At 65.4% G+C, this 13188-nt stretch carries 15 protein-coding genes; 2 read left to right on the top strand and 13 right to left on the bottom strand.

Annotated elements, in window-relative coordinates; all coding sequences use genetic code 11:
- The first annotated feature begins 68 nt into the window (after positions 1-68).
- Complete coding sequence (locus tag L6Q96_13430; GenBank protein ID MCK6555561.1) at positions 69-647, top strand: hypothetical protein; 579 nt, start codon at positions 69-71, stop codon at positions 645-647.
- Here L6Q96_13430 and L6Q96_13425 read toward each other — a convergent pair.
- Both L6Q96_13425 and L6Q96_13420 read right to left on the bottom strand, forming a co-directional pair.
- Positions 629-940 (bottom strand): hypothetical protein, encoded by a 312-nt coding sequence (locus tag L6Q96_13425; protein ID MCK6555560.1) that lies wholly within the window; start codon positions 938-940, stop codon positions 629-631. The genes L6Q96_13430 and L6Q96_13425 overlap by 19 nt on opposite strands.
- Before the next feature lie 162 nt (positions 941-1102).
- Positions 1103-1894 carry a glutathione S-transferase N-terminal domain-containing protein gene (locus L6Q96_13420; GenBank protein MCK6555559.1) on the bottom strand — a complete coding sequence of 264 codons (792 nt, stop codon included), beginning with the start codon at positions 1892-1894 and terminating at the stop codon, positions 1103-1105.
- Between the two features lie 199 nt (positions 1895-2093).
- Between L6Q96_13420 and L6Q96_13415 the strand changes: the two genes are divergently transcribed.
- Complete coding sequence (locus tag L6Q96_13415; protein MCK6555558.1) at positions 2094-2255, top strand: (2Fe-2S)-binding protein; 162 nt, start codon at positions 2094-2096, stop codon at positions 2253-2255.
- Positions 2256-3266: 1011 nt separating this feature from the next.
- On the opposite strand, the gene ade is transcribed toward L6Q96_13415, so the two are convergent.
- The 11 genes from ade to L6Q96_13360 all read right to left on the bottom strand — a co-directional run bounded on the left by ade (position 3267) and on the right by L6Q96_13360 (position 13087).
- Positions 3267-5012 carry an adenine deaminase gene (ade, locus tag L6Q96_13410; protein MCK6555557.1) on the bottom strand — a complete coding sequence of 582 codons (1746 nt, stop codon included), beginning with the start codon at positions 5010-5012 and terminating at the stop codon, positions 3267-3269.
- A complete protein-coding gene (hpt, locus tag L6Q96_13405) occupies positions 5009-5569 on the bottom strand; it encodes a hypoxanthine phosphoribosyltransferase (protein ID MCK6555556.1) in 561 nt (186 codons plus the stop codon). Before hpt ends, ade begins: the two co-directional genes overlap by 4 nt.
- 99 nt (positions 5570-5668) lie before the next feature.
- Positions 5669-5851, bottom strand: a complete 183-nt coding sequence (locus tag L6Q96_13400; protein MCK6555555.1) for a hypothetical protein — start codon at positions 5849-5851, stop codon at positions 5669-5671.
- A gap of 320 nt (positions 5852-6171) precedes the next feature.
- Positions 6172-6918 carry a TlyA family RNA methyltransferase gene (locus L6Q96_13395; GenBank protein MCK6555554.1) on the bottom strand — a complete coding sequence of 249 codons (747 nt, stop codon included), beginning with the start codon at positions 6916-6918 and terminating at the stop codon, positions 6172-6174.
- A gap of 4 nt (positions 6919-6922) precedes the next feature.
- Positions 6923-7816 (bottom strand): polyprenyl synthetase family protein, encoded by an 894-nt coding sequence (locus L6Q96_13390; protein ID MCK6555553.1) that lies wholly within the window; start codon positions 7814-7816, stop codon positions 6923-6925.
- Positions 7817-7885: 69 nt separating this feature from the next.
- A complete protein-coding gene (gene xseB, locus L6Q96_13385) occupies positions 7886-8146 on the bottom strand; it encodes an exodeoxyribonuclease VII small subunit (protein MCK6555552.1) in 261 nt (86 codons plus the stop codon).
- Between the two features lie 51 nt (positions 8147-8197).
- Positions 8198-9418 carry an exodeoxyribonuclease VII large subunit gene (gene xseA / locus L6Q96_13380; GenBank protein MCK6555551.1) on the bottom strand — a complete coding sequence of 407 codons (1221 nt, stop codon included), beginning with the start codon at positions 9416-9418 and terminating at the stop codon, positions 8198-8200.
- A 22-nt stretch (positions 9419-9440) separates the two neighbouring features.
- Positions 9441-10601, bottom strand: a complete 1161-nt coding sequence (locus tag L6Q96_13375) for a divergent polysaccharide deacetylase family protein (protein ID MCK6555550.1) — start codon at positions 10599-10601, stop codon at positions 9441-9443.
- 75 nt (positions 10602-10676) lie between these two features.
- The gene (locus L6Q96_13370; protein ID MCK6555549.1) at positions 10677-12029 is read right to left on the bottom strand and encodes a S41 family peptidase; all 1353 of its coding nucleotides are present in this window, start codon (positions 12027-12029) and stop codon (positions 10677-10679) included.
- Between the two features lie 187 nt (positions 12030-12216).
- The gene (locus tag L6Q96_13365; protein ID MCK6555548.1) at positions 12217-12846 is read right to left on the bottom strand and encodes a class I SAM-dependent methyltransferase; all 630 of its coding nucleotides are present in this window, start codon (positions 12844-12846) and stop codon (positions 12217-12219) included.
- Between the two features lie 52 nt (positions 12847-12898).
- Positions 12899-13087, bottom strand: coding sequence for a helix-turn-helix domain-containing protein (locus tag L6Q96_13360; GenBank protein MCK6555547.1), 189 nt, complete (start codon positions 13085-13087; stop codon positions 12899-12901).
- Between the last annotated feature and the right edge of the window lie 101 nt (positions 13088-13188).

Raw genomic sequence — 13188 nt, 5'->3', positions numbered from 1 at the left:
GGGTCGGCTCAAACGCGCGACGCGAGGTCGACGCCTGACCCCTGGTGATGGAAGGAGGAAGGCAATCCATGGGTGCAAGCGACGGACGCATAGACCTGATGCAGGACTTCACCAGACTCTACCAGCGCGAGGAGATGCTGGCGTTCTTCGATTTCCGTATCGCGCCCCCGGGGCGCGAAGCGATCGGCGGCCTCTGCCGCATCTCGCGCCCGAAGGATGCCGCGTCGAAAGTCCGCTATCTGTCTCTCACGTTCGTGGTCGATACGCCGGACGAGGCCGCCCGGCAGGCCGCGATGACCGCGCTCGACCGGATCGCGCCGGCACCGCTGCGCCAGACCCTGCCCGAGATCCGCGAGGTGCTTCCGGTGCCGAGCCTCAGCGGCTCGGACGAGAGTCTTGTGACCCAGATCGACTTGCTGGTGCATACCGACCCTGCGCGAGCCTTCATCGCGGGTCAGTTGGTGCCGGTGATCGGTCGACTTGCCGGCCTCGAGATAACGGACTTCGTGTGGTGGGAAGCGCCGAAGGCGCCGCCGACCTCCCCCCCGAAGGCGGCGGCGCCAACGTCGGCACGCGCAGCGGCGGCGGACGTCTCGCTGGTCGGACGCTTGCGCCGCTTCCTGCGCGATCAACTGGGGATTAACTGAGTGACCGGACGCCTCGGCTTGCCGGCTTGGGCGCCGTCAACCACCGCCCCCTCGCCGTTCTTCTCGCAGCAGGTCAATTCGTCCCCCGTGCTCGATTCGTCGCCGCTGACCGTCACGCTCGCCAGGGCCGCGATCTTCGCTTCCTCAGCGCGGAGTTGTTCGTACACCTCGAGCAGACGACTGCGGACACGTGGCGCGCGCACGCGGGTGGCCAGCGCGAATATCCGATTGGCCGCCTCGCGCAGGCGGAACACCGCTATGCTCCAGAGTTCCCGGTCTTGCATGTCGGTCATCGACGCACCTCCCGTCTTCCGAGACGATGCGTAACGCAATGAACATGCCAGCGGCTGGCGAACCCGGGCCTTAAACGCGAGTGACCGTGGGCGCGAACCGGTGTCCAGCCGCCTGGACGTCAGGGCCATGAGATTCCAGTTCTCTGGACGAGTCAGGCGGCGCTACCGCAGGCCCGCGCGGCCCTTTGTCCCGCTCACCTTGCCTTTGCGCGTCGCCGCCCGCCGCGTAGGTGAGTCTTCGTGGGTCGGTGTCCCGTAGTGTTTGCGGAGATAGGAGACGATATCGTCGGACTCGTACATCTCCTCTCCGCGGTTGGGATCGATGAGATATGGGACCATTACTTTGCCGCCACGGCGTTCGAGTTCGCGACGCTTGGGACTGCCCTTGGGCACATTGTGAACGAGGTGCACCAGGTCAAGCTCGGTCAGGGTTTCACGCACCTTTCGGCAGTACGGCGAGCCCTCCATGTTGTAGAGCTCGAGAGGACGCAGGTCGTGGCGCTGCGATGTCCGGCAGCGAGTCCCGGCACCCAATCGGGCGGCACTGGCGGCTGCCGAGACGAGGTCGTCCACGAGGCCGGGAATCGGCACACTCCAACCAGCGGGTCGAGATCCACCGTAGGTTCGATTCAGATAGACGACGATATCTTCGGACTCGTACATGGCCTCGCCGGTGTTCGGGTCGACGAGATAGGGGACCTGAACCTTGCCGCCGCGCTTGCGTAACTCGACACGGCGGGCACTTCCACGGGCGACCGGGTAGGAGATGTAGTCGAGATCAAGCTCGCTGAGGACCTCACGGACCTTACGGCAATAGGGGCAACCCTCGAAATCGTAGAGATCCAAAGGTTCCGCGGGGCCTTGTCGATCTGCGGCCGTGATTCGCGGATAGAGTCCACGACCCAGGCGGATCACCGTGGCCGTGAAAGAGGACAGATCGTTCGCGATTCCCATGCGCTCCCTCCCGGGCGAGTTCGAGACTATGCCCGGTACCGGGGCCGATCAAGCCGAGCGGGGGCTGTATTCGTGACGCGTGCAGGGTAAATTCGAAGCTGTGTCTGTGATCTACGATCCACAAAGCATACGCCGCAGGCCGAGCGACGCCGAAATAAAGGCGCGTCTCAGGATCGTCTGCGTGTGTAAGGGAATAAGGATGGGCCGCATTTGTGACGCGATCGCGGCCGGAGCACGGACGGTTGCGGAGGTGAATCGCGTGACGGGCAGTGGCAGTGGCGACTGCGGCGCGACCCGCTGCGGTCCAGTCATCGAGGAACTCGTCCGCAGCGGCGGACGCCTGGTACTGGGGCAGGGATAGGGACGGTTCTTGAAGCGGGGGGAGGTTCGGACGGGGCGGCGCAAGGGAGGGGACGCCTCCCCGTCCGAACGGTGAGCACGGCGTACCAGAACGCCGTGGAAGTTAGCTGGGTGAAACGTGGGCCATTACGCGAACACAACCGTGGTCTTGAAGGGCAACGGTGGCTTGCAGCGGACCAATCCAATGACCCGCCCGTCGCGACGCACCGAGTACGCTTTCCAGTTGGGCAACCAGGTTAGTTTGAGAGTCATCCCGTTCTCCGTCAGTCAACCTTAAGCGAAGCACGCGCCGTGCCAACGCTGGGCGGCGATACCGGCATGTCGCATGGCGATTCTCCACGCGCCTGACGAGCGTCAATGGCGCTGCAGGTGCGTGAAAACGGCAACAGAGTGACGGGAGGCCGGGGCGCCCAAGCCGGATACGCGGCGCACGCACCCCGTTGGCAGCGGCGGAGCCGTCCACCAAATTGTTGAAAACAAGTGGGAAAGTGCGTTGGGGTGAAGGTGGGAGCGGCGACTCCCAGGACCCTACCCGAACGACGCGCACAACGCCGAAAGAGAGAGCGGCGGTGTAACTTCGCGTAGCACTTACGGGCGGGCGGCCCCGCATCCGGGGGTTGCGTGGGGCTGGCTCGCCCGCTGCCGAGTCGTTCCAAGGTTTATGCGAAGTGGACTGCGATCCGGAACGGCAAGGGCTGACTACACCGAATCATACCGATGATGCGCCCGTCGCGACGAACTGCGTATGCCCTCCAGTTGGGCAACCACGTCAGCTTCACCATCCTGCACCTCCTCACACCACTCTGGCATTTGACTCAGCAGGAGCCGTGCCATCCGTGGTGCGACCACAGATCTGACCGGCGTGACCAAGCAACGGGATAAGCACGGGTTGGAACCCCAGAGAATGTGGGTTGGGTTTCGACACTTGCCGCCGGCCGCTGGGCGAAGCCCTGTTGAACGGTCGCTGGTATGCGTGACTTTGTACGGTCGGTCGCCGCAAGGTGCCGGCAGCTCAGTCGTCCCCAAGGACAGGCACGACGGTGAAACGCTCCACATCGACCAGGCCACGGTCGGTCAGCCGCAGCGCCGGAATCACCGGTAAAGCCAGAAACGAGAGCGCCATGAAGGGATCGTCCAGGTACGAGCCGAGGCCGTGCGCCGCGTCGAGCACGGCGCACATCTGCGCTGCTACCTGCGGTCCGGAACGGTCGGACATGAGCCCGGCGATCGGCAACGGGACGGCGGCGAGGATCGCGCCGGTCCGCACCGCCACGAGTCCGCCGCCGATTTGCTCCACCGCGCGCAGGGCAAACATCAGCTCGGCGTCGCTGGTCCCGGCGACGACGATGTTGTGCGAGTCGTGTGCGACCGTCGACGCGAGAGCCCCGGCCTGCAATCCGAAGCCGCGGACGAAGCCGACGCCGACCGAACCGGTGGCGTGATGCCGCTCCACCACGATGAGCTTGCAGAGGTCACGCGATGGATCGGCTATCGCACAGCCATCACGGATCAGCATCGGCAGAACGGCGCGCCCGGTGGTCAATTGATTCGGGATCAGGTCGATCACTTTACCGTGACGATGACCGTTGGCCGGAAGCGCGATCGGTCCAAGATTTGACCAGCCGATGTCGATCGCCGGGGCGGGCGCGCGCATGGATGGGGGCAGATCGATGCACAGACTTCCGTCGCGCGCGACAACACAGCCGCCGGCGATGACGATCCGAGCGCGGAACGTCTCGAGGCTGTCGATGAGCGCGAGGTCGGCGCGATATCCGGGGGCCACGGCCCCACGGTCACCGAGACGGAAATGGGCGGCCGGAGAGGCGGTGACGAGAGCGATGGCGGTCAGCGGCGAGAGGCCGGCAGCGACGGCCCGGCGCAGCAGGAAATCGACGTGGCCCTCCGTGAGCAGGTCCGTCGGATGGCGGTCGTCGGTAACCAGGCCACAGCGCCACGCCGTGGCGGGAGTGACGAGCGGCAGGAGTGCGGCGAGGTTCTTGGCCACCGTTCCTTCCCGAATGAAGATCTGCATGCCGGCGCGCAATTTCTCGGTCGCTTCGGAAAGACTGGTGGACTCGTGGTCGGAACCGATCCCCGCGGCCACGTAGGCGTTAAGGGCGGCGCCGGAGAGGCCGGGTGCGTGCCCGTCGACAGACTTGTGTCCGGCGAGGCGGATCTTCGCCAGTACATCGGCGTCGCCCCTGATAACGCCCGGGTAGTTCATGACCTCGGCAAGCCCAAGTACCCGCGGATGATCGATCAGAGTTGCCAGTTCCGCGGTCCCGAGCTGCGCGCCGGCGGACTCGAGTGCGGTCGCCGGTACGCACGACGGAAGCATAAAGAACACGGAAAGCGGCAGGTCCGCGGTCGACTCCAGCATGTAGTCGATCCCGGCGAGGCCCCATACGTTGGCGATCTCGTGCGGGTCGGCCACCACGGTGGTGGTGCCGAGAGGAACAACGACGCGTGCGAATTCCGCAGGCGTCAGCATGGTCGACTCGATGTGGATATGGGCGTCGATGAAACCGGGGGCGACAAACAGGCCGGTAGCATCGATGTATTCCCTTCCCCGAGAGGTCCCTATCCCGGCGACGAAACCGTCGGCCAGCGCCACGTCGGCGGGATAGATCTCGCCGGAGAAGACGTTGATGAGCTGTCCACCGGCGACGATCAGATCGGCCGGTTCGTCGCCGCGAGCGACGGCGATGCGCCGGGCCAGTTGCGCGGGCGTGGGCGCCAACCGGACCGTGTCGTTCACGTGTTGCCCCGCTTTGCGCCCTTTGGCGACGAGTCGTCCACTGCGCCTACATAGGGCAGGCCGCGCCCCTGTCCATCGAGGTCCAGCCCGTAACCGATTGCCCAGCGGTCCGGAATGGCGAAAGCGACATAGTCGGCCTCGATGGGTACGAGGCGCCGGTCGGGTTTGTCGAGAAGCACGCAGGTACGAAGGGAGGCCGGGGCGAGCGACGAGACGCGATCGCGCGCGTAGCGCAGGGTGAGACCCGTGTCGAGAATGTCGTCGACCAGCAGGACGTGGTGGCCGCGAATGTCGATACTCAAGTCCTTGCGGATCTGCACCGTGTCGCTGGCCCGGGCGGGGGTGCCGTAATGGGAGACGGCCATGAAGTCGATCCAAGTTTCGACACCTTCTAGCGAAAGTGCACGGACCAGATCGGCGACGAACACGAAGCTTCCGGTTAGCAGACCGATAACGGTGAGAGCCGAGCCTTCCGTTTCGCTGCGCACGGCTCTGGCCACGCCGGCGACCCGCGTTGCGATGGTGGCGGCGTCGAGCAGGACGCTATGCTTGACCACTGGCTATCCTCTGACGGCGGTCCGACCGATAGACTCTCCCTCTATCACGAGAACCACCCGAGTGCGGAACGCGAGGCTCGGATGTGGTTCGACGTATACTCACCGATCGAGGTTGAACCGCAGCAGGTGGCGATAGATGCGGGTTGCGCCCCTCTGCCCGCCGAGCCAAGGTAGGTCCGGACCGTCGAGCGGGCTGCTGTAGTCGTAGACGACACGCTCGTTCGTGTCCGCCGCGTCGAGGACGGCGGCGAAGGAGCAGTCGCCGCGCGAGGGTAGGTCCAACAGCCAGGCGAAGCGATCCTCGCCGCGGGCGCAGGCGGAGATTAAGCCAGGCGATGCCGGCCATCGGTGCGACCGTGGCGATCAGCGTTGCCTGTCGGGCGATGTCGCGAATGGACATGCGCGGTCCTTTTCCAGATGACTCGTTAACCCACCATACCTCGATACGCGCCGGAAAGGACGGCGCTACCCGGTTCGAACGGATACAACCTGCGGTGTGAACCGGTCAACCGCTCGGCCCGAGGAACATCCGGGATTTGTTTGCCCGTCGAAGCGAGTCACAAATGCCGTCGGAGGGGGGCGGCGGAGGAGACTTCCACAGGCTACGCGGGCGGGGTGGTGAACGACAGGAACACCTCTCGATTGCCCTTCGGGCCGGGGAGCGGGGATTCGCACTCGCCGTGGCAAGCGAGGCCCATGGCGATGCCGGTCGTGCGGATCGACTCGACCGCGGCCCGGCGTTGTGCTGGGTCGCGGACCACGCCGCCCTTGCCCACCGCTCCCTTGCCGACCTCGAACTGCGGCTTCACGAGCGCGAGGATGCGTCCGCCGGGTCTCACCAGCGGCGCCACCGCGGGCAGCACCAGGCGGAGCGAGATGAACGACACATCGACGACGGCGATGTCGGCAGCGTGCCCAAGCTGCTCCGGTCGGAAGTGCCGGATGTTGGTGCGCTCGATGAGCGTCACCCGCGGATCCTGCCGCAGCGACCACGCGAACTGTCCGTAACCCACGTCGATGGCCGTAACGTGCCGGGCACCGCGCTGCAGCAGGCAATCGGTGAAGCCGCCCGTAGAAGCCCCGACATCGAGCGCGGTGGCGCCGGTGGCGGAAATCTTCCAGTGCTCGAGGGCGGCGGCAAGCTTGAGACCGCCACGGCCGACGAACGGTATGCCGGCGCCGCGCACTTCGATTGTCGAGGCGCCGCCGATCATGGTGCCCGGCTTGTCGACGCGCACGCCGTCGACCCACACTTCGCCGGCCATGACGAGCTGGCGAGCCCGTTCTCGACTCGCTGCCAGACCCCGATCGACGAGCAGCAAGTCGACGCGTTCGCGGGTCGACGGCATCGTGTTACGCCGGTGCGGCGCGGCCGACGACGAAGCCGGCGATCTCACGCAACGGCTGGGATTTGCGGCCGAACGGCCGGAGCTGCTCCTGCATGTCGGCGAGTAACTCCTGCGCGCGCGCCTTGGCGGCGGGCATTCCCAGCACAGCCGGGAAGGTCGCTTTATGCCGGACCATGTCACGGCCCTCGATCTTGCCTGTGGTCGAGGTGCCGCCCTCCACGTCGAGAATGTCGTCCGTGATTTGAAAGGCGAGACCAAGATACTCGGCAAAGAGCGTCAGCCGGCGCAGTTGCGAGGCCCGGGCGCCGCCGAGGATGGCACCGCCACGGACGGCAGCCCGAATCAACGCGCCGGTCTTGCGGACGTGGATTAGCTCGACCGTAGGCAGATCGGCGTCGGTGTCCTCGGCTTCCATGTCGGCAGCTTGGCCGGCGACCATGCCGCGAGCGCCCGCGGCTACCGCCAGCTCGACCAGCACCTGCACGGCTCGACTTTGCCTTGCGCCGGCCGCGGCGACCGACTCGGCCATCACGCGAAACGCCTCGGTGAGCAGGGCATCTCCGGCGAGAATGGCCAGGGCCTCGCCGAAGACGACATGGTTCGAGGGTTTGCCGCGGCGCAAGCTGTCGTCATCCATGGCCGGCAAGTCGTCATGGATGAGCGAGTACGCGTGAATCATCTCCAGGGCGCAGGCGAACGGCAGCGTCCGCGCGAGCTGGCCGCCAACCGCCTCCGTGGCCGCGAGGGCGAGGACGGGCCGGATTCGCTTTCCGCCGGAAAACAAGCTGTAGCGCATTGCCTCGTGCAGTCGGTCGTTGCCTCCGGCGCCGCCCAGGCACTGATCAAGGCAGCGATTGATTTGCAGTTCCCGCTTGCTGAGGTACCGAGTAAGATCCACTGTCATATTCCTCATCGGCCACGACACTCACAACCGTCGACTCTCGAACGGCGGCTGTGCCGCGTGGCGTCAAGTTTTCCCGTCGGCGTCGCCGGGGAGGGCATTACGGCGGAGCGTCCCGTCGCTGTCTCGGGTGAGCACCTCGACGCGGGCCTCGGCCGCGCTCAGTGCCTCACTCAGTTGGCGCACGAGCGTCACGCCGGTCTCGAAAGTAGCCAGTGCCGCCTCGAGTGGCAGGTCGCCGCGTTCGAGCTGCCCGACAAGACGCTCCAATTCGGCGAGCGCCTCGTCGAAGCGCTGAGGGGGCGTTTCCTGGGCCTGGTTGGTCACCGTCTTTCTCCGGGTCGTTCGGGGTACCATAAATGGATGGTGTGGCGTTAGTCAGGCGGGATCCTTCTCTTCCACCCGCACGCGGGCGCCACCGCGAGCGAAGCGTATCCGCAGGTGTTCGCCTATTTCCAGTGGGGAGGCGTCGCGCACGATGGCGCCATCGTGTTCGCGGCGCACGATGCAAAAACCGCGATCGAGCACGGCCAGCGGACTGAGGGCGTGCAGTCGTTCGCCGGCGGCGCGCACTTGCTGGCGCGCCAGGCGCAGACGGTTTTCCATGGCTCGGATCGCCCGTTCCCCCAGTTCGTCAGTGCGAACCTGAAGCGTGCGGACGATCTGACGCGGGTCGCGCAAGCGCCGCACAAGCCCGTCGAGGCGTTCGATCCGTTGCCGCAAGAGCCGCCGGCAAGCGGCCTGTAACGCGGTGGTCGCAGCGCTCACGCGCTTGTCCAGATCGCGCCGATCGGGTACCGCCAGCGCCGCGGCCGCCGTCGGCGTGGCGGCGCGACGGTCGGCGACAAGGTCGGCGATGGTTACGTCGATCTCGTGGCCGACGGCGGAAACCACGGGGACCCGGGAGGCGACGATGGCGCGGGCGACGCGCTCGTCGTTGAAGGCCCACAGATCCTCGATGGACCCGCCCCCGCGTCCAACGAGCATCACATCGATGCCTGGCACCTCCTGCAAATCCGCGATGGCGGCGACAATGTCCGGAGCTGCCTCATCGCCCTGCACGCGGACCGGTCGGATGACCGCATGGACGCCGGGCCAGCGGCTGCGCAAGGTGACCAACATGTCGTGCACCGCGGCGCCACCCAGCGCCGTGACGATGCCCACGACACGCGGCAGAAAGGGCAGGGGCCGCTTGCGGTCTTCCGCAAACAGGCCCTCGGCGGCGAGACGTCGCTTGAGTTGTTCGAGTGCGAGTTGGAGTGCGCCAAAGCCTCGCGGTTCCAGCGCATCGACATAGAACTGCAGCGCACCCCGCACCGGGTATACGTCGACACGTCCCCGCGCGATGACCTCCATGCCGTCTTGAAGCTGAAAGGGTAGCCGGGTCCGGGCCGAACGAAACATCACGGCCGCGACCTGCGCTTCTTCGTCCTTCAAACTGAAGTACACGTGACCCGACTGCGGCGTGCGGAGGTTGGAGACCTCCCCCACCACCCAGCACTCGCCAAACGCCGACTGCAGAACGGTCTGAACGAGGCGCGTCAGCTCCGAGACGGTGAGAAGTGCCGGGAGGGACGCTTGCTCGGTGCGCGGCGGCATGCGCCCGACTGTAACAGACCGGTTAGCCGGGCGACAAGAATCGATCGAAGATGATGCTAGAGGCAGGCACGATCTCTATCCCGGCGGCGGTGAGATCGGTCAAGGCGGCACGCAGTGCGGTAACGGTCGCGGGACCGGCACGCAGGATGACCAGGGCGTTACCCCTGGCCTGGGCGATCTGCCGCAACTTTTCGAACTGGGTACTGATTGCCTGTTCGTCCTGGGTCTCGTGTACCACCATGGATGCCTTGCCACACGGAAGCGTCAGCTCACCGGCAACGTCGCACGCAACATTGGAGGGGTCGGTCACGCCGTCAATGAAGAACAGGGCGTCCTCTTTGAGGCGTTCCAGAACCCAGCGCGCTTGCACCGGGTTGCTCAGCGGCCCTCCTTCGCGGTCGTCGGTGACGCCGACGGCTCTGGGGATGGAGGCGAGGCTATCGTTGAGGCTGCGGAGCACGGCGGCCTGGTCGATGACGCCACCACCGCGGGCGGCGGGGACGGGTTCGGGAAGGTGCACGAGAACCTGGCGTTGATAGAGGTTTGCCAGCTCTGCCACCTCACGGGCGAAAGGCTCGAGAGGCTGCACGGCAAGGGTCAGCGCGGCGTCGAGAGTGGCCAGTTCGCGAGCCACAAGGAGGTTGCTGCCGAGGTTGTCGACTATGATGGCGACGCGCGGATGATGGCGCGCCCACTGCAGCGCCACCGTGTGGGTGAGCAGGCCGTCAACGCCGACTTGCACCTGCACGGAGGTGGGGTGTTCGCTGACGCGCAACGTGACGCCGGGGGCGGCATCGCGCAGCGGCTCGAAACCGCGCAGGCTTTCGGCCGCGGCCTGTGCGGTTGGGACCAGGACCTCGTACCGGCGGTGAATCCACCGCACGTTGTCGGCTCCCTGCGGTTCCTCGCTCGGCGCGGGTAGGTGAAGCGGGAGTTTGGCGAGTGCGGTGGTTACACGACCGACGCGTGCGGGAAAGTCGGCCAGCCAGTTGGTCGGGATTGGCGGCGGCTCCTCGGTCTGCTCGCCGATCTCTCCCTCCGCAACGCGCTGCTTCTGACCGTCGTGGAGTGCCAGGCCGCTGGCGAAAACCACCACGCCGAACAGGGCGCTCAGTGGAACACTGAAGAGCCAATCCCAGTGAAAGCGCCGCGGTGTGGCCGCCCGCGTATGCCGTTCCCGCACGCCGTCAACCCGCCCCGCTCGGAGAGGCGATGTGTGGCTGGCCGGGAGGTGGAAACGGGACTGCGTTGTGCCCGATCATGAAGCCTTTTGGGCGACCACGGTTCGGTACACGTTCCAGCTCTTCAGCATCTCCAGAGCCCGGTCGAGCTGCGGGTCCTTTCCGAGCTCGCCTTCGCGAATTGTCGAGGCGGCATCGCCCTCGACGTCGAGCACGCGGTCTTCGTCCGGACCGGCAGCCGCCGGGGGGGCCGGCTGCTCGGGCCCCGGCAGGTGACCGGGGAGGTTCTGCTCGCGGATACGCGGCACGCCCGCGGCGGCTGTCTTCACCCCGGGGGGAATGTTCTCCACCACCACATCCGGGGTGATGCCGGTAGCCTGAATGGATCTCCCGTTCGGCGTGTAGTAGCGCGCAGTCGTCAGGCGGATCGCCGCGTTGGCCTCTAGGGGCAGAATGGTCTGTACCGATCCCTTGCCGAAGGTCTGGGTGCCGAGCACGATGGCGCGTTTGTGATCCTGCAAGGCCCCCGCGACGATCTCGGACGCGCTGGCACTGCCGGCGTTGACGAGAACCACCATGGGGAAATCGATACGGGTATTGCTCTTGTGCGCGAAGTACTTCTGTTTCTGGTTTTCCAGACGGCCGTCGGTGTAGACCACCAGACCCGAATCGATGAACTCGTCGGTGACCTTGATCGCCTGGGTCAGCAACCCGCCCGGATTGTTGCGCAGGTCGAGGACCATGCCGGACAGTTGGCCGCCGTTCTGCTTCTCGAGGCGCGCGATTGACTCCTGCACGTCGTCGTCGGTGCGTTCCTGGAACTGGGTGATGCGAAGATAGCCGAAGCCCTTGTCGAGTATGCGCGCTTTGACGCTCTGGATCTTGATGACCTCGCGCGTCAGCGCGAGATCGATAAGCTGCGGAGCGCCTTCGCGCCGCAACGTCAGGTGGACCTTGGTGCCTTTAGGCCCGCGCATCTTCTTTACCGCTTCCACCAGCGGCATGTCTTTGGTGAACTCGTCTTCGATCTTGATGATTTGGTCGCCTGACTTGATCCCCGCCTGGTAGGCCGGCGTGTCCTCAATCGGTGAAACCACGGTGAGAACGCCGTTGCGAATCGTGATCTCTATGCCCAGACCGCCGAAACTACCGCGCGTGTCGACCTGCAATTCCCGGTAAATGTCCGGCGGCAAATAGGCGCTGTGGGGATCGAGGGCGTTGAGCATGCCCATCACGGCGCCGTCGATGAGTTGCTTGGTCGTGACCGAGTCGACGTAATTCTTTTGAACCAGCGTAAGGACGTTTGTGAACACCTCGATGCCGTCGTACGCGTCGCGCGCGACGGCAAACACCCGTCCGCCCAGCCACAGACTGGCGAGCACAACACACACTACGACCGTCTTGCCGACGAAGTGGCGTGATCTTTTCATGCGATGCTGAACCCTTTCGCTTCGCAGTATAGCGAAGCGATTGCGATGTCACAATTATGATTGCGGTGCGGCGGATCGTGGCGCAGTGGGTGGCGACACGGCCCTGGGCTTTCGCCGGGGCGACTGGAGAGGGCCGATCTCGACAGACAGGAGTAGGGGACGGATGGGGTTACGGGCAGGAGTGGCCCTACGAAAGCGCGGTGCCGATGACCACCGTGAACAGCGAATGCCTCGAAGTCTTGTATTGCTCCCGGATCCGTAGCGGTACCCCGTCAAACACTTCCCCCTGGGCGAGGGCATGCCAACCCAGCTTCCGCGTTACCGGCTCGATCAGGGTATCGAGGGCGGCGAGAAGCCTCTGACGGCTGCGAAAATGGTTGATCACGACTATGGTCGCCCCGGGCTTGGCCACACGTATGGCTTCCTGCATGAGGCGACGGGCATCGGGAACTACGCTGACCACGTGGAACGCCATGACGTAGTCGAAGGACTTTTCCGGAAATTTGAGGTTTAGCGCGTCCATCTCCTGGACTTGAATATGCCGCCAACCGTTCCAATCGATCTTTTCCTGGGCCCGCTCGAGCATGTCCGGGGCCAGATCGATGCCGACCACCTGGCAGTGGGCGGGGTAAGCCGAGAGCGCGAGTCCCGTACCGACGCCGACCTCTAACACGCGAGCCCCCGGCTGGATCTGCAGCCGCCGTACTGCCTGAGCGATGCGCGGGTAGAACACGCGGCTGAAGATACGGTCGTAGAAGTGCGCGAATTCGTAGTAGAGCTTGCTCTGGTGGGCTTGGGTTTCTTCGAGCAGCGGCATGCGGGCTCCTTGGCGACTGGGCAACCGAGCGCGATGGATTATGGCGGGGCAGTCAGGCCGCGGTATCGCCGCGTAACTCACGCGTGAACACCGTGACATCACGTCGGCGAAAGCGCCACTGCCGTCCCTTCTTGAACGCCGGTAAGATGCTCTTCCGTGCGAACTCGTTGACGGTATCCGGACTGAGATCGAGAATTCGTGCCACTTCTTTGCTGTTAAGGATCGAGTCGTCTTTCTCCATGGCAGCGTCCTCCCCGCGGAACATGGGGCGTCCCGGACAACGGGCGCAAGCTGGTAACACGGCGTGCTAGGGCAGTCAAGACAAGCGCCGGTTTAACCCCG

This window comes from Candidatus Binatia bacterium, assembly GCA_023150935.1.
Taxonomy (GTDB): domain Bacteria; phylum Desulfobacterota; class Binatia; order HRBIN30; family HRBIN30; genus JAKLJW01.
The sequence above is the reverse complement of the archived record's forward strand: the minus strand, read 5'-3'. Positions and strand labels throughout refer to the sequence as shown.

What these genes read in the sequence shown, in the direction of transcription:
- L6Q96_13370 (MCK6555549.1), bottom strand. Translation starts at nt 12,029, where the DNA reads ATGAAAAGATCACGCCACTTCGTCGGCAAGACGGTCGTAGTGTGTGTT.
- L6Q96_13365 (MCK6555548.1), bottom strand. Translation starts at nt 12,846, where the DNA reads ATGCCGCTGCTCGAAGAAACCCAAGCCCACCAGAGCAAGCTCTACTAC.
- L6Q96_13415 (MCK6555558.1), top strand. Translation starts at nt 2,094, where the DNA reads ATGGGCCGCATTTGTGACGCGATCGCGGCCGGAGCACGGACGGTTGCG.
- L6Q96_13395 (MCK6555554.1), bottom strand. Translation starts at nt 6,918, where the DNA reads ATGCCGTCGACCCGCGAACGCGTCGACTTGCTGCTCGTCGATCGGGGT.
- L6Q96_13360 (MCK6555547.1), bottom strand. Translation starts at nt 13,087, where the DNA reads ATGGAGAAAGACGACTCGATCCTTAACAGCAAAGAAGTGGCACGAATT.
- L6Q96_13430 (MCK6555561.1), top strand. Translation starts at nt 69, where the DNA reads ATGGGTGCAAGCGACGGACGCATAGACCTGATGCAGGACTTCACCAGA.
- xseA (MCK6555551.1), bottom strand. Translation starts at nt 9,418, where the DNA reads ATGCCGCCGCGCACCGAGCAAGCGTCCCTCCCGGCACTTCTCACCGTC.
- L6Q96_13420 (MCK6555559.1), bottom strand. Translation starts at nt 1,894, where the DNA reads ATGGGAATCGCGAACGATCTGTCCTCTTTCACGGCCACGGTGATCCGC.
- L6Q96_13425 (MCK6555560.1), bottom strand. Translation starts at nt 940, where the DNA reads ATGACCGACATGCAAGACCGGGAACTCTGGAGCATAGCGGTGTTCCGC.